Annotated in this window: 13 protein-coding genes; 8 read left to right on the forward strand and 5 right to left on the reverse strand. The window is 65.6% G+C overall.

Annotation, left to right across the window (positions count from 1 at the left end):
- The first annotated feature begins 18 nt into the window (after window positions 1-18).
- The 5 genes from NOV74_RS07780 to NOV74_RS07800 all read left to right on the forward strand — a co-directional run bounded on the left by NOV74_RS07780 (window position 19) and on the right by NOV74_RS07800 (window position 7,693).
- The gene (locus NOV74_RS07780) at window positions 19-426 is read left to right on the forward strand and encodes a ComEA family DNA-binding protein (protein ID WP_257310786.1); all 408 of its coding nucleotides are present in this window, start codon (window positions 19-21) and stop codon (window positions 424-426) included.
- 249 nt (window positions 427-675) lie between these two features.
- Complete coding sequence (locus NOV74_RS07785) at window positions 676-3,345, forward strand: OmcA/MtrC family decaheme c-type cytochrome (RefSeq protein WP_257310789.1); 2,670 nt, start codon at window positions 676-678, stop codon at window positions 3,343-3,345.
- Window positions 3,346-3,793: 448 nt separating this feature from the next.
- Window positions 3,794-6,388, forward strand: a complete 2,595-nt coding sequence (locus tag NOV74_RS07790; RefSeq protein ID WP_257310792.1) for an OmcA/MtrC family decaheme c-type cytochrome — start codon at window positions 3,794-3,796, stop codon at window positions 6,386-6,388.
- 132 nt (window positions 6,389-6,520) lie between these two features.
- Window positions 6,521-6,859 (forward strand): ComEA family DNA-binding protein, encoded by a 339-nt coding sequence (locus NOV74_RS07795; protein WP_257310793.1) that lies wholly within the window; start codon window positions 6,521-6,523, stop codon window positions 6,857-6,859.
- 336 nt (window positions 6,860-7,195) lie between these two features.
- Window positions 7,196-7,693, forward strand: a complete 498-nt coding sequence (locus NOV74_RS07800; RefSeq protein ID WP_257310795.1) for an RrF2 family transcriptional regulator — start codon at window positions 7,196-7,198, stop codon at window positions 7,691-7,693.
- A 71-nt stretch (window positions 7,694-7,764) separates the two neighbouring features.
- Here the strand turns inward: NOV74_RS07800 and NOV74_RS07805 are convergent, their stop codons facing one another.
- From NOV74_RS07805 to gltA, 4 genes are all read right to left on the reverse strand, one after another.
- On the reverse strand, window positions 7,765-8,310 hold the full coding sequence (locus NOV74_RS07805) for an RrF2 family transcriptional regulator (protein ID WP_257310797.1): 546 nt from the start codon (window positions 8,308-8,310) through the stop codon (window positions 7,765-7,767).
- A 141-nt stretch (window positions 8,311-8,451) separates the two neighbouring features.
- Entirely contained in the window at window positions 8,452-9,444 is a 993-nt protein-coding gene (locus tag NOV74_RS07810; RefSeq protein ID WP_257310800.1) for a dihydroorotate dehydrogenase-like protein, read from the reverse strand.
- Window positions 9,445-9,455: 11 nt separating this feature from the next.
- Window positions 9,456-13,016: a pyruvate:ferredoxin (flavodoxin) oxidoreductase gene (gene nifJ, locus NOV74_RS07815; protein ID WP_257310803.1), complete on the reverse strand. Its 3,561-nt coding sequence runs from the start codon at window positions 13,014-13,016 to the stop codon at window positions 9,456-9,458.
- Between the two features lie 142 nt (window positions 13,017-13,158).
- Window positions 13,159-15,936 (reverse strand): NADPH-dependent glutamate synthase, encoded by a 2,778-nt coding sequence (gene gltA / locus NOV74_RS07820; protein ID WP_257310806.1) that lies wholly within the window; start codon window positions 15,934-15,936, stop codon window positions 13,159-13,161.
- Between the two features lie 387 nt (window positions 15,937-16,323).
- Here gltA and NOV74_RS07825 point away from each other — a divergent pair, with 387 nt between their 5' ends.
- From NOV74_RS07825 to NOV74_RS07835, 3 genes are all read left to right on the forward strand, one after another.
- Window positions 16,324-16,770 (forward strand): hypothetical protein, encoded by a 447-nt coding sequence (locus NOV74_RS07825; protein ID WP_257310809.1) that lies wholly within the window; start codon window positions 16,324-16,326, stop codon window positions 16,768-16,770.
- Between the two features lie 188 nt (window positions 16,771-16,958).
- On the forward strand, window positions 16,959-18,056 hold the full coding sequence (pheA, locus tag NOV74_RS07830) for a prephenate dehydratase (protein WP_257310811.1): 1,098 nt from the start codon (window positions 16,959-16,961) through the stop codon (window positions 18,054-18,056).
- Window positions 18,053-19,381 (forward strand): 3-deoxy-7-phosphoheptulonate synthase class II, encoded by a 1,329-nt coding sequence (locus NOV74_RS07835; RefSeq protein ID WP_371748423.1) that lies wholly within the window; start codon window positions 18,053-18,055, stop codon window positions 19,379-19,381. The genes pheA and NOV74_RS07835 overlap by 4 nt, the downstream gene beginning before the upstream one ends.
- Here NOV74_RS07835 and NOV74_RS07840 read toward each other — a convergent pair whose 3' ends face one another.
- Window positions 19,382-20,368: an isoaspartyl peptidase/L-asparaginase gene (locus NOV74_RS07840; protein ID WP_257310818.1), complete on the reverse strand. Its 987-nt coding sequence runs from the start codon at window positions 20,366-20,368 to the stop codon at window positions 19,382-19,384.
- Between the last annotated feature and the right edge of the window lie 4 nt (window positions 20,369-20,372).

Genomic DNA, 20,372 nt, shown 5'->3' on the forward strand with positions numbered 1-20,372 from the left:
CCGGCTCTTGAGGTCCCCATGAAGAATCCCCTGCTGATGATGACCTTGGCCCTTCTGGCCACGTTTGCTCCCGCCCTGCCAGCCAGGGCCCAGGAAGACTTCGAGTCGCCCCGGAAAACGGAATCCAAGAGCGCCAAGGCCGCCAGGATCGCCAAGACCAAGGCCGCCGCGGCGAAGGCCAGGGCGCGGGCCAAAGCGAAAGCCGAGGCCGAGGCCAAGGCCATCGACATCAACAGCGCCACCAAAGACCAGCTGAAGACCCTTCCGGGCATTACGGACGCCTACGCCGACAAGATCATCGCCGGCCGTCCCTACCCCTCCAAGGCCTTCCTGGTGACGAAGAACATCCTGCCCAACGACCTCTTCCAGACCTTGCGAAAGCAGATCGTGGCCCGTCAGCCCGCCGCGAAGCCACAGACTCGGTAGAAACCCCACCACTCCAGTAAAAAGCCCCAGGGAACGGGGGCTTTTTGTTGTACGGACGCCGAGGTCCTTTGTGTTGAGCACTTTGCAGAATGTCACGCGACTCGTGACATGAATCACAACGGCGGTTGACTCGTTAGATTACCGGAGGATCCTCATTGACGAAATCAGGAGAAGGCAGTGGTCCTTGGCGGTCAATGCTTCTCCTTGCGCCCGAAGGTCTACAGTCCGAACCCCGAAGGAGGATGAACCATGCAACATCGACCTTTGAAGCAACTCTTCGGCCTCGTCGCGGGTGCCGCCGTCATCCTGCTGCTGGTCGCCTGTGACGGTAAGACAGGCCCAGCCGGCGCCAACGGGACCAACGGCACCAACGGGACGAATGGCACCAACGGGACCAACGGCACCAACGCTGTCCTCACCGTGAATGCCGCCCAGTTGACCAACGACCAGTGGGCGAAGCTCACCCTCAAGGGCACGGTCAACAGCGTCACCATGGGCGGTGCGCCCGTGGTGACCTTCACCATCACGGATGGGGTGGGCACACCGGTGAGCGGGCTCGCCGCCAAGTCGGCGAGCGGGAACTACACCAACTTCGCCTTCGCGATCTCCAAGCTGGTGCCGGGGACCAACGGCAGCCCCAGCCGCTGGGTCTGCTACAACGTGGTGACCACCCCGGCGACGGGTCAGGCGGCCGTGCCCTACTTCACGGAGCCCGAGAACAACGGGACCCTGAAGGACAACCTGGACGGCACGTACACCTACACCTTCGCCCTGGACCTTACCAAGGCCAAGGGCTACGTGGACGGGGCCGTCTATGACGCCAACCACCTCAAGTCCGACCTCGACGATCTGACCTACGACCCGACCTTGACCCACCGTGTGATCGCGTCCGTGGGCGGAAACCAGCCTGGCACCACCACCCAGGTGCTCAGCTCGGCGAACCTCTATTACGACTTCATCCCCTCCACCGGGAAGCCGGTCGCGGCCACGGATACGGAGCGGGTGATCGTGGACATCGCCTCCTGCAACACCTGCCACACGAAGCTGGCGATGCACGCCAACTTCTTCCCGGCCATCAACGACACCCACCTGTGCGTGGTGTGCCACACCGATCAGCTGAAGTACGGCAGCGGCGATTCCCTGCCCGCCTCCGGCAACGTCCTGCTGGCCAACGGCGTCTACGGCAGCACCCAGAAGCTGCAGGGCATGGCCCTGGCCAACTTCCCCAACATGGTCCACCACATCCACACCGGTGAACTCCTCTACTACCAGGGCTACAACCAGTTCTGGGCCTATAACGAAGTCACCTATCCGCAGGACCTGCGGAACTGCACCAAGTGCCATGCCCAGTCCACCGCCGCCCCCCAGGGTGACAACTGGACCAGCGTCCCCAGCCGCCTGGCCTGTGGCGGTTGCCACGACTCCATCGTCTGGGCCACCGGCGTCAACCATGTGGGCGGCGCCCAGACCAGCGACCTGAACTGCGCCAGCTGCCACGGCGCTTCGCAGATGCAGGTGATCCACACTCCGCTCGTCGCACCAGATGTCGCCGGCTTCGTGCCCGGCAGCCACACCAACGGTTCGTACATCGCGGACTACAAGAACATCCTGCCCGCGGGCGCCCACCAGATCACCTATGACATCAAGAATGTCACGGTGAACAGCAGCAACCAGCCCGTCGTGACCTTCCGGTTCATGAAGGACGGCACCGCGGTGGCCTTCAACGCGGCTCCCGCCGCCGCGGATGCCACGGTCGAGCTCATGCCGGGCTACATCGGCAGCCCCAACTTCTATGTGGCCTTCGGTGTGCCCCAGGATGGCATCGCCGCTCCGGCTGATTGGAATGTCACGCTCAGCGGCTACATCAGGAATGTCTGGAACAAGACTGCCGCCACGAACCTTGGCACCACGGCAGCGCCGAACTATGTCCCTACCGGAACCATGACTGGTCCGGATGCCGATGGGTATTACCAGCTGACCCTGACTTACGCGTCGATTCCGGCCAACGCCACGCAGATCACGGGCGGTATTGGGTATGTCTACAGCTACAACTCGCTGCCTCTGACGCAGATCGACCTGCCGGCCTACCCCTATGACCCGACCACCAAACTGGGCGGCCTGAGCGTGCCCGCGCCCAACGTGGCCAAGCTGGTCAGCGGCACTCTTCCGACGGGCTTCGCCGCCCAGACGGCCCGGCGCGCCATCGTCAGCAATCAGAAGTGCAACGACTGCCACGCCTATCTGGGCGTCTTCACTGAGAAGGTCTACCACGCCGGTGAACGCAATGATGCGCCGACCTGCACCTTCTGCCACAACGTCAACCGCGTCAACAGCGGCTGGGGCGTGAACATCAAGGATGCGGTCCATGCCATCCATGCCGCCGACAAGCGGGCGAACAAGTTCTCGTGGGAAGTCTCCGCGGGCGACAAGTACTGGGAAATCACCTATCCGGCGATCCTGAACAACTGCGAAGCCTGCCATGTGCCTGGCTCGTACGACTTCAGCAACAGCACCAACGCGGCCGCCCTTCCCAACCTTCTGTGGACGACGGTGGCCACTGGCACGACCCCGACTAACGTCAATGCCATCGTGACCGGCACCGAGACCGTACCCGGCGTCTACTGGTCGCCCTTCGCGGCGGCCTATGGTCCCGCTTATGCCTTCGGCAGCGGCTTCGCCTACAACGTCGGCACTCAGGCGATCACCAACGCGGCACCTACCACCCTGGTGAACAGCCCGATTACCGCGGCCTGCTCCAGTTGCCACGACTCGGCAGCGGCCATCGCCCACTTCCAGGGCAATGGCGGCGCGTTCTACGAGGCCCGCGCCACGGCACTCTTCAAGGTCGAGCAATGCCTGGTTTGTCACGGCTCTGGCCGGACTGCAGACGTCAAGGCTGTCCACATGACCTTCAAGTGAATTCCCCGTCAGGGCGCGGCTGTCCGTGCCCTGACGATCACTGAGCGTCATAACCGAGGACCCGGATGCCTTCCCGCGCCGGGTCCTTGTTTTGTCATTCCCTCCTGGCCAGCCCAATGGATGGTTCGATCGGTGACCAGGGTTGAAGGTGGATTTTCACACGATCCAGGGGTGGGAAATGATTCGCAACATCAAATCAAATCATATTGTTTTTACAATTAATGACCAGTAGGTGACAAACGTCACAAGGGTGGTTGACTCGTTAATTTACCGGAAGATCATCATTGACGAATCCCTGACGGAACTCTCCTCCCGGGAGGTGTGTGTGGTTTGTGTCACAGGTCGCCATCAGCAAAGCCGCCTGCGCAAACTCCGCAAGCCTTCCAGGCCAGCGGGAGAGTCTCCTACCCCCTACCTCACTGCTGGACTCCCAAAAGGAGAATGAAGCATGCAACACCGACCTTTGAAACACCTCTGCGGCGCCATCGCCGCGGCCGCCGTGCTGCTCACGCTGGTCGCCTGCGACGGCAAGACAGGCCCCGCCGGCGCGAACGGGACCAACGGTACGAATGGTACCAACGGCACAAACGGGACCAACGGCACCAACGCTGTTCCCCTGGTCGACGTCACCAAGCTGACGCCAGAAGCGTGGGCCGCCCTCAAGCCTGTGGGCCAGATCACCAGCGTCACAGTCGGCTCCGCCCCGGTGGTGAATTTCAAGCTGACCGATGCGGCCGGGACGCCCATCGTGGGCCTCGGCGCCGTCACGTCGAAGAGCACCGTCCCCGATCGGAGTGGCAACCTCGCCACACTGGCCGGCTATCCCAATCTGGCCTTCGCCATCGCGAAGCTGGTGCCCGAGGATGCCACCACCAAGGCCCCCAGCAAGTGGGTCAGCTACATCGTGACCTCCGTGCCGGTGATCAAGGCCTCCACTGGCGCAACGATCGCGGTCGGACCCACCACGCCCACCACCGACAACACCGGCACCCTGGTGGACAATGGTGATGGCACCTACAAGTACACCTTCTACCGCGACATCACCAAGACCCAGGCGGTCCTGGACGCGGCGACCTACACCGCCCCCAGCGACAAGGCCGACCTGGGTGACGTGACCTACGCGCCCACCCTCGTCCATCGCATCACCCTGCAGTTCTCGGGTAACGCCCCCGGCACTGGCAGCAACACGCCTGATGGTGTGACGCTCACCCCCGGCGTGGCACTGGAGAATCCCATCAACCTGATTTACGACTTCGTGCCTGCCACGGGCGCCCCACTGGCAGCCGGGGCGGACAACCGCGATGTCGTGGCCATCGGCAACTGCAACCAATGCCACGACAAGCTCGCCTTCCACGGCGGTGGCCGGGTCGAGGTGCGCTACTGCGCGGTCTGCCATACCGATCAGCGCAAGTTCGGTTATGCCGAAGCGGCCACCACGGCCACGGGCTACAACGCAACCACCGGCCAGCGCAAGATCAATGGCGGCGCCGTGGGCGATCTGACCGCCCTGGCTCACCGGATCCACATGGGTGCCGAACTGACCAAGGACGGCTACAACTATGCCAACGTCAAGTTCGAGAAGCTCGGCTACTCGATGCTGGATGGTGGTCAGCGCATGTGCTCCAAGTGCCACGATGGCGTGGCCCAGGCTCAGAACTGGAACCTCAAGCCCAGCCGTCTGGCCTGCGGCACCTGCCACGACCAGGTGGACTTCGCCACCGGCGCGAACCACATGCCGGGCACCAACGTGCCTCAGGCCAATGATGCGGCCTGCAGCATCTGCCACGCCCCGGATGACATCAAGACCTATCACATGACGCTCAACGTGACGCCCCACAACCCGACGATCGCTGCCGGCCTGGTGACCTTCACCTATGAGATCAAGTCCGCTGCCGTCTCCGGTACCACCGCGACGGTTGTGTTCCGGATCAAGGCGGATGGAACCGCGGTCACCTACCTGCCCGCTGCCGCCGCCATGGCGAACCCCCTCACGGGCTTCACCGGCGCCCCCAGCTTCCTGTTTGCTTATGCCCAGGACCAGGACGGCATCACGGCCCCGGCCGACTACAACAACCTCGGCCGTGCCAATGGCCAGCCTCTGACGGTCTCCATCGCCGCCCTGCTGGACACCAACAAGGCCCTGACCTCCGGTACGATGTCGGCCACGGCGGATGCCGACGGCTACTACACCGCGACCGTCCTCAATGCCTTCCCCGCGACCGCCACGCTGCGTTCCGTCGCGCTGCAGGGCTACTTCACCCAGGTCAGCCCCGCGGCTCCGCGCCATGCCATTTCAGTGGTCAAGGGCGTCACGGGTGACACCGCCCGCCGCACCGTCATCGATTCAGCCAAGTGCGCGAACTGTCACGAGTGGTTCGAGGGCCACGGTGGCAACCGCGTCTACGAAGTCCAGGTCTGCGTCACCTGCCACGTTCCTGGCTTGACCACGAGCGGCCGTGGGTTGCCGGATACGTACCTGAATGGGCTCGCAGCCACGAGTGCGACTCGTCTCACCCTCGAGGCTTGGGGTGTGGATACCACAGCAGTGAACGCTGCCTTGGCCATTCCCCAGACCACCAACAACTTCAAGGACATGATCCATGGCCTCCACGCAGGGAAGGACCGGACCAACCCGATCCACATCGCGCGCAATTTCCGCAACGCCGCGACGCTTGTGGATGGCGGCAACATCGGCTTCCCCGGCATCCTGAGCAACTGCCAGAGCTGCCACACGCCCACGGGCTACAACCTGCCCACCACGGGCAAGCTGTTCGCGAGCCGCGAATTGGCTGACAACGGCGCGATCCTCACGCCCGCCGATGCCACCACCTCCCTGAACACCGTCAGCGCGACCGACAAGATGATCACGCCGTTCACCGCTGCCTGCGTCACCTGCCATGACAGCACCATCGCCAAGGCCCACATGGTCTCGAACGGTGGTCAGATCCTGGTGAACCGCAGCGCTTTGAATATCGCGAATGAAGCTTGCGCCACCTGCCACGGCAAGGGTTCTCAGTTTGACCCTGTCACGCTCCACAAATAGGTATAGGACCTGGGGAGGGCGGTGCATTCCGCCCTTCCCGCGATCAATCGCGACCCGGGTACGTGATCGTATCCGGGTCGTGTTTGTGTTTTTCTTTCCCGGGGATTCAAGCCCCCATCACGGAGATCGCACATGACGAAACGCCTCATCAGGACCTTCCTGGGAGTCGCAATGCTCTTGCCGATTGCCGGGCTTCCGATGGCGGCCCAAAGCAAACCGATCGCGAAGAGCCAGGCACCTGCCACCACCACCAGGGCGAAAGGGAAGCTGAAGCCCGTGGACATCAACAGCGCCACCAGGAACGAACTGGGCTTCATGCTGGGCATTTCGGAGGAGCTGGCTGCCAAGATCGTGGCGGGGCGGCCCTACCGCTCGAAGGCCCACCTCCTGACGCACCACATCGTCTCCGCTGAGGTCTACGCGAAGATCAAGGACAAGGTGGTGGCCAAGCAGTCCGCGCCGGTTCGTTAGGGCGGGTTTCAAGCTGGCGCGGAGCCGGACCATGGGCCCGGCCCCTGCGTTTAGAGGCGCCACCCAGCCCAATCCCTCTTCCACTCGGCGTCCACCCCCGCCTGCAAGGGGGGAGGGTCCGCCAGCACTCTAGCCCTGCGGCTCAGGCACCCCGACGGGAGCCGGGGCCTTGGCCGGTCTGGGGAAGGCGGCTTTCGCGGTCAGGGGGGCCGGCGGGAAGCCTCGGACCCATGGCTGGGGAGGTCCCGATCCAGGGGTACTAATTGCAGTTCTTTTCCAACTGTGAGTCAGTTGGTGACGCAAGTCACAAGGGTGGTTGACTCATTAGATTACCGGATGATCCTCATTGGAGAGACTCCGAAAGAACCATTCTTCCAGGAGGTGCATGTGCTGCCCTTGTCCCAGACCACCGGTTACGCGTTACGCGCCATGCGCTGCCTCCAGGAACCCGGAGGGCAGCCGGTCCTGGTGGAGTCCGTGGCGGACTATACCGGCATCCCGAGGTCCTACCTCTCCAAGCTGGTTCACAAGCTCGCCAAGAAGGGGCTGGTCCAGGCCCGCCGGGGCCACCACGGCGGGGTGGTTCTGGCCAAGCCAGCCACGGAGATCACGCTGGAGGATCTCTCGGAAGCCATCGACGGCGTGGCTTGGCGCAAGCGCTGTATGATGGGCTTAGCGGGTTGCACGGAAGATACGCCCTGCGTCCTCCACGAGTACTGGAAGAGCACCCTGGAGGAGATCCTCGTGCGCCTGCGCTCGGTCACCCTGGCCGACATGTCCCGGCACCATGATCCCGGGGTGGAGCGCTTCCGCGCCGACCACGGGCTTGCCTGAGCACCGCCAGGGGGCACAAGCAAAGGGCGCCCGCTGGGCGCCCTTTGCTTGTGCCGAGGCTGGATGGCCCGTCAGGCCTTCTTGGCGGCCGGTTTGGCGGCGACAGTCTTGCGGGCGGGGGCTTTCGCTCCGGTGGGCTTGGCAGCCTTCTTGGGTCGGGGCTTGAGCTTCCTTTCGGGAAGCGCATCCGCCAGGCGCCAGGTGCGGCTCTGCTGCTCGAAGGTGCGGATCTCTTCCAGGGAGATGTCCTTCAGGCAACGGTGGATGTGGTCGCGTTCGGACTTCCAGAAGGTGTGGGCGGGGCAGGCGCGCTCATCGGAGCAGTCCTTGAAACCCAGCAGGCATTGGTTGCGCCATTCGGCGCCATCCACCGCCTCGGCGATGAGGTCGAGGGTGATCTCCTTGGCGGCCAGGGCCAGCACCACGCCGCCCTTGTTGCCACGCTTGGCCATCACCAGGCCCACTTTCGCAAGCTTGTGGATCATCTTGGAGAGGTAGGGACGGGGGAAGCCGGTGCGCGCGGCCACGTCCACCACCAGCGTGGGCTTGCCACCGGGATCCTCGAGGCAGCTCATGGCCAGGACTGCGTAACCGGAGGATTGGGACAGTGGGAGCATGGTCACCTGCACAGGAATGGAAGATGATTCGATCCTGAATGATAGACGATGTTCAGGTCAATCACATTCAAAGAGTGTGATTTCCTTCACAATGCGCGAGACCCCCGGATCGCCCGGGGGTCTCGGCGGAAGGCGGAGGTTCTAAGCCTTCCAGCCATTCAGAATGCGCATGTAGTTCGCGCGGGTGAAGGCCTGGGCGTTCGGGCACTTCTGCAAGCTCATGCTGCCCCGGGCCTGGGCCAGGGACTCGTACTCGTGCTCCTCCAGCCACTCGGCCAGGGTCGCCCGGGTCTGGGCCAGGCGCTCGGGCCCGTGGATCAGCAGGGCGGAGACCATCTGCACGGCGTCCGCGCCAGCCATGACGGCCTTGAGGGCGCCGATGCCGTCATGGATGCCGCCGGTGGCCGCGAGGCTGCCCTTGACTTGGTTATGCAGCACCGCCAGCCAGCGCAGGCGAAGCAGCAGATCCTCAGGGCCTGAGAGTTGCAGGCTGGGTTCGGCGGTCAGCTCCTCCACGTTGATGTCGGGCTGGAAGAACCGGTTGAAGAGCACCAGGCCATCGGCGCCGGCCGCCTCCAGTTCCACGGCGAAGTGCGCCAGGGAGGAGAAGAAGGGCGAGAGTTTCACGGCGACGGGAATCGTCACCTGGGATTTCACCGCACGCACGATGTCGAGGGTGCGCTTCTCGACTTCGGTGGAGGATTCCTTCGGATCCGTCGCCAGATAGTAGACGTTCAACTCCAGGGCGTCGGCCCCGGCCTCCTGCATGAGCTTGCCGTAGTGCAGCCAGCCCGCGGATGTGGTGCCGTTCAGGGAGGCGATGACCGGAACGGCCACGGCTTCTTTGATGCGGCGGAGCTGCTCGAGGTACTTCTCAGGGCCCAGGCGGAACTCGTCGGGCTTGGGGAAGAAGGAGATGGCTTCGGCACTGGAGTTCGAAGACAGCTCCATGTCCATGATGGTGCCCTGCTCTTCGCGGGTGATCTGCTCCTCGAAGAGCGAGTGCATGACGATGGCGGAAGTACCCGCATCTTCGAGGCGCTTGACCATACCCATGTCGTCGACCATGGGCGAAGCGCCCGCCATCAACGGATGGGCCAGCTTGAGGCCGAGGTAGGTGGTGGAGAGGTTCATGGCGTCTCCCTTCAGCTTTCCTTGGCCGTGACGGACAGCTTGGCGAGCTGTTCGTAGACGGAGTAGCGGTTGGTGGTGTCGAGTTGGGCCTGATCCATGAGCTTCTTGAAGTGCTCGGGGTTCTGCTGCTCGATCATGCGGTAGCGGGTCTCATTGCGGACGTACTGGAGCATGGGGACCTTGGGCGCGCCGGAATCCATTTGCAGGGGCACTTCACCCTTTTCCAGCCGGCGGGGGTCGAAGCGGAACAGCGGCCAGTGGCCGGAGTCCACGGCGAGCTTCTGCTGGTCGGCACCGTGGGCCAGGTCGTAGCCGTGGGCGATGCAGTGACTGTAGGCCAGGATGAGGCTGGGGCCGTTGTAGGACTCCGCTTCCTGGAAGGCCTTCACCGTCTGCGCGTCGCGGAAGCCGAAGGCGACCTTGGCCACGTAGATGCCGCCGTAGGTCATGGCGATCATGCTCAGATCCTTCTTGGGCATGCTCTTGCCGGCCATGGCGAACTTGGCGCCGGCACCCATGGGCGTGGACTTGGAGGCCTGGCCGCCCGTGTTGGAGTAGACCTCGGTGTCGAGCACCAGGACGTTCACGTTGCGGCCGGAGGCGAGGACGTGATCGAGACCGCCGTAGCCGATGTCATAGGCCCAGCCGTCGCCGCCCACGATCCAGACGCTCTTGTTGACCAGGTAGTCGGCCAGGTCGTAGAGCATCTTCGCTTCGGGCTCTTTGAGGCCCGCCAGCTTCTGCTTGAGGATCTCCACCCGCTCGCGCTGGGCCTTGATACCCGCTTCGGTGGTCTGGTTTGCGGTGGCGATGCCGGTGATGAGCTCATCGCCAAGCTGGGCGGCCAGGCGGTGCATCAGCTCCAGGGCGAATTCCTGGTGCTTGTCCACGGAGAGGCGCATGCCCAGGCCGAATTCCGCGTTGTCCTCGAACAGGCTGTTGGCCCAGGCGGGGCCGCGGCCGTCCTTGTTCACGGTGTACGGCGTGGTGGGCAGGTTGCCGCCGTAGATGCTGGAGCAGCCCGTGGCATTGGCGATCAGGGTGCGGTCGCCGAAGAGCTGGGTGAGCAGCTTGATGTAGGGGGTCTCGCCGCAGCCGGAGCAGGCGCCGGAGAACTCGAAGAGCGGCTCCAGGAACTGGCTACCCTTCACGTCCAGCTTGACCTTGGTGCGATCGGCCTCGGGCAGGTCAAGGAAGAACTTGAAGTTGGCCGCCTCGGCCTCGCGGAGCGGATCCTGGGCCACCATGTCGATGGCCTTGTGCTTGGGGTTGCTCTTGTCCTTGGCGGGGCAGACTTCCACGCACAGCGTGCAGCCCGTGCAATCTTCGGGCGCCACCTGGATGGTGTACTTCTGGCCCTTGTACTCGGGACCCTTGTAGTCCACACCCTTGAAGGTGGCGGGGGCATCGTCCAGCTCGGAGGGATCGTAGACCTTGGCGCGGATGGCGGCGTGAGGGCAGACCATCGCGCACTTGTTGCACTGGATGCAGATGGAGGCGTCCCACTCGGGGATCTCCAGGGCGATGTTGCGCTTCTCCCACTTGGTGGTGGCCAGGGGCCAGGTGCCATCCACGGGGAAGGCGCTGACCGGCAGCAGGTCGCCCTTGCCCTCCATCATCACGGCGGTGACGCGCTGGACGAAGTCCGGGGCCTCGGCGGGCACCACGGGGGGCCGCACGCGAGAGGAGGTGACGGTCGCGGGGACCTTCACCTGATGCAGGTGGGCCAGGGTCTCATCCACCGCCAGGAAGTTCTGCTGGACGATCGCATCACCCTTCTTGCCGTAGGTCTTCTTGATGGCCTTCTTGATCTGGGCGATGGCCTCCTCACGGGGCAGCACGCCACTGATGGCGAAGAAGCAGGTCTGCATGATGGTGTTGATGCGGACGCCCATGCCGGTGTTCTTGGCCACTTCGTAGGCGTCGATCACGTAGAACTTGAGCTGCTTCTCGACGATGGCCTCCTGCACTTCCTTGGGCAGGGTGTCCCAGACGGTCTCGGCGCTGTGGGGCGTGTTGAGCAGGAAGGTGGCGCCGGGAGCGGCGGGTTCGAGCATTTCGTACTTCTCGAGGAAGCTGGTCTGGTGGCAGGCGATGAAGTTGGCCTTCGTCACCAGGTAGGCGCTCTTGATGGGCCGGGGGCCGAAGCGCAGGTGGCTGATGGTGATGGCGCCGGACTTCTTGGAGTCATAGACGAAGTAGCCCTGGCCGTAGTTGGGGGTCTCTTCCGCGATGATCTTGATGGAGTTCTTGTTCGCGCCCACCGTGCCGTCGGCGCCCAGGCCATAGAACAGGGCGCGGGTCACGTCGCTGGGTTCCACATCGAAGCTCGCGTCGTAAGGCAGGGAGCTGTGGCTCACATCGTCCATGATGCCGATGGTGAAGTGGTTCTTCGGCTTGTCCTGGGCCAGGTTGTCGTAGATGGCCTTGACCATGGCCGGCGTGAATTCCTTGGAGGACAGGCCGTAGCGGCCGCCCACGACGATGGGATCGAGCTTGGTGTGGCCTTCCTCGCGGCCCTCGCGCAGGGCCGCGATCACGTCCAGGTGCATGGGGTCGGCGGGCGCGCCGGGTTCCTTGCAGCGGTCCAGCACGGCCAGTTTCTTCACGGAGGCGGGCAGGGCGCGGACGAACTCGGAGATGGCGAAGGGCCTGAAGAGGCGAACCTTCAGGACGCCCACCTTCTCACCCTGCTTCACGGCCCAATCGACGTATTCGTGGGTCACGTCGCAGCTCGAGCCCATGGTCACGACCACGCGCTCAGCCTCGGGATGGCCATAGTAGTCGTAGAGGCGGTAGTTGCGGCCCGTCAAGGCGCCGAAGCGGTCCATCTCCTGCTGCACGATCGCGGGGAAGGCGGCGTAGAACGGGGTGCAGGCTTCGCGGGCCTGGAAGAAGGTGTCGGGATTCTGGGCGGTGCCACGCAGGACGGGAGCGTCCGGCGTCAGGGCCATCTTGCGGAACTTGGCCACTAGTTCGTCGGGCACCATGTGACGCAGGTCCTCATCGTTGAGGATCTCGATCTTGGCGATCTCGTGGCTGGTGCGGAAGCCGTCGAAGAAGTGCAGGATGGGCACGCGGCTGCGCAGGGTGGCGGCGTGGCTGATGGCCGCGAAGTCGTGGGCCTGCTGCACGCTCTCGGAGCTGAGCATGCCGAAGCCAGTCTGGCGGCAGGCCATCACGTCCGAGTGGTCGCCAAAGATGCTGAGCGCGTGGGCGGCCAGGGTGCGGGCGGTGACGTGCATGCAGAAGGGCGTCAGCTCGCCGGCGATCTTGTACATGTTCGGGATCATCAGGAGCAGGCCCTGGGACGCCGTGAAGGTCGTCGTGAGGCTGCCGGCCTGAAGCGAGCCGTGGACCGCGCCTGCGGCGCCGCCTTCGGACTGCATCTCGATCACCGAGGGAATGGTCTTCCAGACATTGGTCTTGCCCTGGGAGCTCCACTCATCCGCCCACTCGCCCATGTTCGAGGAGGGCGTGATGGGGTAGATGGCGATGACTTCGCTGAGGCGATGGGCGACCGAGGCGGTGGCCTCGTTCCCATCCAGGGTCTTCATCACTCGCTGGGTCATGCTTCGCTCCTTCCGAGGGCGGTACGCGGGGCGCATCCGAAGATAGATTTCAGGACAGGCAATGGCATTTCAGAACAGACCAAACAGCACGGCCATCATATCTGATGGATGGGTCAATATTCATCACAACCCGGTCGAGTGGTCAGACCGCAACCTGAGGTTCGCCCATGAGGCGGTGGTGGATGGCGGCCGCCGCCCGGCGACCCTGGCCCATAGCCAGAATCACCGTGGCACCGCCGGTGATGACGTCGCCACCGGCGAAGACGCCCGGGAGCGAGGTTTCGCCCGTTTCGTTGTCCACCACCACCACGCCACCCTTGAGGGTCTTGAGGCCCTTGTCGGTCTGGGCGATGAGGGGGTTCACATCAAAGCCCAGGGCCACCACCAGGGTGTCGCAAGGGATCATGATGCGCTCGTCGGTCATCTTGGGGCTGCGGCGGCCGTCGGGACCGGGCTCGCCCAGCTCCATGACGGCGCACTCGGCGTGGGTCATCCAGCCCTTGTCGTTGCCGTGGAGCTGCACCGGGGTGGTGAGGTACTTGAATTCGACCCCCTCCTCCATGGCGTGCTCGAGTTCCTCCTTGCGGGCCGTAGATTCCTTCACGGTGCGGCGGTAGACCACCGTCACGTGCTCGGCGCCCATGCGGCGGGCGGCGCGGGAGGCGTCCATGGCGGTGTTGCCCGCACCCACGATGATGACGTGCTTGCCGACGGTCACCGGGGTGGAGTACTCGGGGAAGAGGTCCGCCCGCATTAGGTTGATGCGGGTGAGGAACTCGTTGGCGGTGTAGACGCCCTTGTACTCCTCGCCCGGGATGCCCATCATCTTGGGCAGGCCGGCGCCGGTGCCCATGAAGATGGCGTCGTTCTCCTGGCGGAGGTCGTCCAGGGTCATGCTGCGGCCGATGAGGGTGTTCATGACGAACTTCACACCCAGGCGGCGGAGCGTCTCCACTTCCTGATCCACGATCTTGTTGGGCAGGCGGAACTCGGGGATGCCGTAGAGCATCACGCCGCCGGGCTTGTGCAGGGCATCGTAGACCGTGACGCGGTGGCCCTTCTTGATGAGCTCGCCGGCCACCGTGAGGCCCGCGGGGCCTGCGCCGATGACAGCCACCTTCTTCCCCGTGGCGGCTTCGACAGGAGGCAGCTCGGTGGAGCCGAGCATGGAATCACAGGCGAAGCGCTCCAGGCGGCCGATGGAGACGGGCAGGCCCTTGATGCCCACGACGCACTTGATCTCGCACTGCTTCTCCTGGGGGCAGACGCGGCCACAGACGGAGCCCAGCGAGGAGCTTTCCTTGATGACCCGCGCGGCGGCCTGGGGATCCTCGTTGACGATCTGCTGCAGGAAGGCCGGGATGTTGATGCTCACCGGGCAACCTTCGATGCAGGCGGGATGCTTGCACATGATGCAGCGGGCAGCTTCGAGCTTCGCCTGCTCGGGCGACAGGCCCAGGCTCACCTCGTCGAAGTTGCACACGCGCAGCTCCGGCGGCTGGCAGGCCATCTCCTGGCGGGGGATCTTCATCTTCTGGCTGGGCTTGATGGCCCGCAGATCGAGGTTCTGCCAGTCCAGCTCGGTGACGGGGTCGTTCAGGTACTTGGAGTAGTCCACGGGGCCGGTGGCGGCCACGCGGCCGATCTTGCACTGATCGGGCTCACAGATGTCCTTCTCTTCCTGCTTGTACCAGTCGGACCGCATGCGGAGCATGTTGAAGTCGACCTGGTGGCCGTCGAAGTCGGGGCCGTCGAAGCAGGCGAACTTGGTCTGGCCGCCCACGCTGACGCGGCAGCCACCGCACATACCCGTGCCGTCCACCATGAGGGCGTTGAGGCTCACCAGGGTGAAGATGCCGTGGGGTTTCGTCAGGTCGGACACGGCCCGCATCATGGGCAGGGGGCCCACGGCCACCACCTGGGCGACCTTCTCGCGGGCGATGACATCCTTGAGGGCGTCCGTGACCAGGCCCTGGCGACCCAGGGTGCCGTCATCGGTGGTGACGATCAGTTCGGCGGAAGCCGCGCCCAGCTCGTCGGCGAGCAGCACGCGCTCCTTGCTGCGGCCCCCCAGGATGGTGATGACCCGGCGGCCCTGGGCGTGGAGGGCCTCGGCGGCGGGCAGGATGGCGGCGGAACCGTAGCCACCCGCCATCAGCACGATGGTGCCTTCCTCCACCAGCTCGGTGGGGGTGCCCATGGGGCCGGCCACGGCGTAGAACCGGTCGCCGGCGCTGAGGCGGCCCATGGCCTTCGTGGTGGCGCCGACCTCCTGCATGATGAAGTGGATGTAACCCTTCTTCGCATCGCCACCCGCCAGGGTGAGGGGGATGCGCTCGCTCTCGGGGAAGGGGGCGACCATGAAGAACTGGCCGGGCTTGCGGCCCCGGGCCACCTGGGGCGCCTGCACGATGAAGGACCAGGTCTCCGGGGCGATGAGCTTCTTCTCGAGGATCAGGTAGCCGTCCTGGGTCTCGTCCTCGGACCAGTACAGGGACTTCCCCTTGAGGAGGGGCAGCATGAGCTTCTCCTCGGCCTCGATGTGGTCGCGGATCAGGTCCACCAGGCGCTGACCCAGCAGGGTGAGGGACCGGGGCGCCCGGACCTGGCCCTCGTTGATCTCAGCCAGCAGCTGCAGGTCCAGGTCCCACATCTGGCGGTGGTCCTCCTGGAGGCGCTGGAGCAGGGCTTCCGCCCCGATTTCCTCGAGCAGGGGGAAGAGCTCGCGCTCCTCGGCCTCGTTGTGGGGCTTCAGCACTTCAAAAATCCACTTGGCGGCGAGGTCCACGGCCTTCCAATCCCCGGCCCCCAGGGCCTCCGCCAGGCGAGTGAGCCGTTCCTGAGCCTCCTGATGGGTGGCATGCCAGTGCGGCGCGGGCAGATTCTCGGCGGTGATCAGCTGATTGGCCGTGTCGGACATGGACGCCTCCAGATCTGTTCAGCATGCGACGACCTGGGAGGGATTTCTGTGTCTAAAAACCTATTCGGGTGCACTTGTGACTCATGCCACAGGAGGCTTGAATCGCAAGGACTTAGGCTGGTCAATTATCATTCTGTATGGATTATTTGGTTGTAGATCTCGGATCTCAACTGCCGCGAATCTCCCGGACTCCAGCCACCCGTGGGCGCCTCCGGAAGGACGTGTGGAGGAAACCGTCGTGGGGCAGGTGCGCAGTCCCTCCAGGAACCCCGTCCCTCGGTAGCCAATGATAGAGGATCAGGGGGGACGCCAGGCTGGTCTCCAGGGAGGAGCGCCCGCCACGGAAGGCCGGCCTGCGGTAGGGTGGAAGGTCCCGGAGGCCTCCCTGTGGACCTGCTCGACGAATTCCTGCCCTATGCCCAGGGCTGCCTGAAGCACCCCTCTGAGCGAGCCCGCCTGGCAGCCATGCTGACCCTCTGGGTGGCCAAGTGGCGAGGGAAGCACCGGGTGCTGGATTATTCCCGCAGCCACCATGGCGCCTTCCTCCACTTCAACCAGCTCATGGAAGGCAAATGGGTTCAGGCTTTCACCTTTGTGGCGACCCGGCGCGAAGGGGTCTGCCTGCGGGGCCCCGATCCGGACCGCTCGCGGAAATCCCACAAGTTCCGGCACAACCCCCTGGACGCCGCGCCTCTGGATGCCCTCTTCGAAGCTTGGTCCCTGCACCCCGAAGCCCGGCCCGCAGGCCACGCCGTGGAGTTCTTCCTGGAGGAGACGCCAGACGAGACCTGGGCCGCCTGTCTGGCCGAGGTGCTGGCGAATCTGGGAGCCTGAATCCCTTGCGGATCAAGGCGTTTTCCGTCAAGGTGTCTAGACTGCGATGACCCACTCCCGCCGCTTCTTCCCCTTTAGCTTTCGCACCTCGGGTGCGAGGGTAGGCGGCGTCTAGAATCCGGAACCGCTTCCGCCATCGCCCCCGAGACCCACCAGGCTCGGGGGTTTTTGCATTCCAGGAGTTCCCCATGACCGAGATCCCAGCTCTTCCCGGCCTCCGTCAGGCCATCGACGCCGTGGACGATCAGATGTTGGACCTGCTCAACCGCCGGGCCGCCCTGGCCGCCGAGGTGGGCCGCCTGAAGGTGGCCGCCACGCCCGAGGCGCTCTTCCATGCCCCGGCCCGGGAGCGGGAGGTGTTGGCCCGCCTGGAGGCGGAGAACACCGGCCCCTTCCCCCCGGCGGCGGTGCGCACGGTCTTCCAGGAAATCATGAGCGCCTGCCTCAGCCTGGAGAAGCCGCTGCGGGTGGCCTTCCTCGGTCCCGAGGGTACGTTCACGCACCTGGCGGCTCGGCATCAGTTCGGCGGGTCCAGCCAATCGCTGCCCCAGGGCACCATCCAGGCTGTGTTCCAGGCCGTGGAGCGCCAGCGCGCCGACTACGGCGTGGTGCCCGTGGAAAATGCCACCGAGGGGGCTGTGGACACCACCCTGGATGCCTTTCTCGATAGCCCGCTGCAGATCTGCGCCGAGATCCTGCTGCCCGTGGACCAGGCGCTGCTGCTGCGCCCCGGCCTGGACCTGGGCGGCGTGCGCCGGGTCTACTCCCATCCCCAGGCCCTGGGCCAGTGCCGTCGCTGGCTGGAGGCGCACCTGCCCGGGGCGGACCGCATCGAGGCGCCGTCCACGTCCGAGGCCGCCCGCCTCACCCGGGAGGACGCCGAGGGCGCCGCCGTGGCCTCGGAGCTGGCCGCGGACCTCTTCGGCCTGCAGGTGGCCGAGACCAAGATCCAGGATCTGGCCGCCAACGCCACCCGCTTCCTCGTGCTGGGGCCGAAGTCCGCCGAGCCCACGGGTCGGGACCGCACCACCCTGCTGGCCATGGCCCAGGACGGCCCCGGTGCCCTGCTGCGCCTGCTGGAGCCCCTGGCCCGCCGGGGCCTCAACCTCAGCCGCATCCAGAGCCGGCCGACCCGGCGGAAGGTCTGGGAGTACGCCTTCTTCCTGGATGTGGAGGGGCATGCCGCCGACGCCCCCATGGCCGAGGCCCTGGTCGAACTCGAGGCTGCCTGCGCCTCGCTCAAGGTGCTGGGCAGTTACCCGAGGGCCGTGGAGGTAGCGCGATGACAGGGATGGCCTGGACCCCCGATTCCTGGCGCGGCCTGCCCGCCGCTCAGCAGCCACGCTACCGCGACGTCGCCGCCGTGGAGGCCGCCCTCACCGAGTTGCGGGAGTTGCCGCCCCTGGTGGTGGCCGAGGAGGTGGACCACCTGCGCAGCCTGATCGCCGAGGCCGCGGCAGGAAAGCGCTTCCTCCTCCAGGGCGGCGACTGCGCCGAGGCCTTCGACGACTGCCGCGGCGCCATCATCCAGGACAAGCTTCGGGTTCTGCTTCAGATGTCCGTGCTCATCACCCACGGCGGGCGCACGGGCGTCATCCACCTGGGCCGCATCGCGGGTCAGTACGCCAAGCCCCGCAGCGGCGATACGGAAATGGTGGAAGGTCGCCGGGTGCCGGTCTACCGCGGCGACCTCATCAACGGCGTGGCCCTGGACCAGCGCGAGGCCGATCCCCAGCGCCTGCTGGAGGCCTACCACCGTGCCGCCGCCACCTTGAATCACCTGCGGGCCCTGGTGGCTGGCGGCTTCGCCGACCTGCACAACCCCGAGCACTGGGAACTGCCCTGGAGCCGGGAGGACGCCGGCCACTACCTGGAGACGCTGGATCAGGTACGGGCCTCCCTCGACTTCGTGCAGTGCCTGGGCGGTCTGCCCGAGCACCTCCGCACCGGTGAGCTGTTCACCAGCCACGAGGCCCTGCACCTGCCTTTCGAGACGGCGCTGACCCGCTGGGTGCCGGAGAAGTCGGCCCACTACAACCTGGGGGCGCACTTCCTCTGGATCGGCGAGCGGACCCGCCAGCTGGACGGCGCCCACCTGGAGTACATCCGCGGCCTGGCGAACCCCATCGGCCTCAAGGTGGGCCCCACCATGACGCCCGACGACCTGCGCACCACCCTGGCGAAGCTGGATCCCCAGCGCCAGCCGGGCCGCCTCACCCTCATCACGCGCTTCGGCGCGGGCAAGGCCGGCCGCGTCCTCCCCGCCCTGATCGAAACGGCCCGGGCCGAGGGCCACCCCGTGCTGTGGAGCTGCGATCCCATGCACGGCAACGGGCGCACGACCGCGGGAGGCGTGAAGACCCGGGCTTTCGGCGACATCCTTCAGGAGCTGCGGGAAGTGGCCGACCTCCACCGTAACCACGGGTCGAGGCTGCGGGCGGTCCACTTCGAACTCACCGGCGAGCCCGTCACCGAGTGCACCGGCGGCGTCGAAGGACTCGACGAAGCGGGCCTCCACGCAGCCTACCGCAGCGGCTGCGATCCCCGCCTCAACCGCAGCCAGAGCCTGGAGATGGCTTTTCTGATCGCTCAGATGATGCGGCGGCCCTGACTACTCTCGGACGCTCCACGCCATCTGGTTCCGGTAGTCCGTCACGAAGGCCTTCTTCTCGGCGGAGTAGTTGCAGCCGCCGCCGGTGGTGGCGGGGCCTACGGCGACGAGGCCGAGGTCGATGGTGGGGGGAAAGGCCTTCAGGGCGCGGTCCACGGCCTCCTGGGCGGAGAGCCCCTGGGCCAACAGGTCGTAAGTGGCCTTGGCCACCAGGTGCTTGATGATGTCCTCGCCGTTGCCGGTGCAGGCTACGGCGCCCTTGGGGCCGGCGTAGATGCCCGCGCCGAACATGGGCACGTCGCCCACGCGGCCGTAGAAGGTGATGGTGGTGCCGCCGGTGCTGATGGCCGCGGCGAAATTCCCCTTCGCGTCGCGGGTGACACAGCCCACGGTGTCGGGTGAGCCGAGCGCCTCCTTCAGGGGTGTGGGGAAGTTCCAGGCCTTCTTCCAGTCGTAGCGCTTCCATGCTTCAAGCTGGCGGGGGTCGGAACCCTTGAGGATGGCCTGCACGCGCTGGAAGCGGGCCTTGTTCTCGGCGCAGGTGGGGTCGTAGTCGGGGAAGCCCATGGCGCGGGCGAAGCGCGTGGCGCCGTCGCCCACGATGAGGAGGTGAGGCGTGTCCATGACCTTGCGGGCCACGAGGACGGGGTTTTTCACGCGCTCGATGGCGGCCACGGCGCCGAAGCCGCCGGTGGTGCCGTCCATGCAGGCGGCGTCCATCTGGATGGTCCTGCCGTCGAGGCGGAGGTTGGCGCCGGTGCCCGCGTTGAAGCGGGGATCGTTCTCCAGTAACACGACGCCGGCCAAGGCGGCCTCCAGGGCGCTGCCGCCGGCTTTCAGGGTGGCCAGGGCCTTCACCGCGGCCGGGTCCGTCCCGTCCATGCGGGCGCGGGGGCTGCCGGCGCCACCATGGACCACGGCGGCGGGCGGGGCAGCACCGAGGAAGGTGGCCAAGAGCAGGGAGGCGAGGAGCTGTCGGGTGTGCATGAGG

It is taken from the genome of Geothrix fuzhouensis (genome assembly GCF_024609325.1).
Classification (GTDB): Bacteria; Acidobacteriota; Holophagae; order Holophagales; family Holophagaceae; genus Geothrix; species Geothrix fuzhouensis.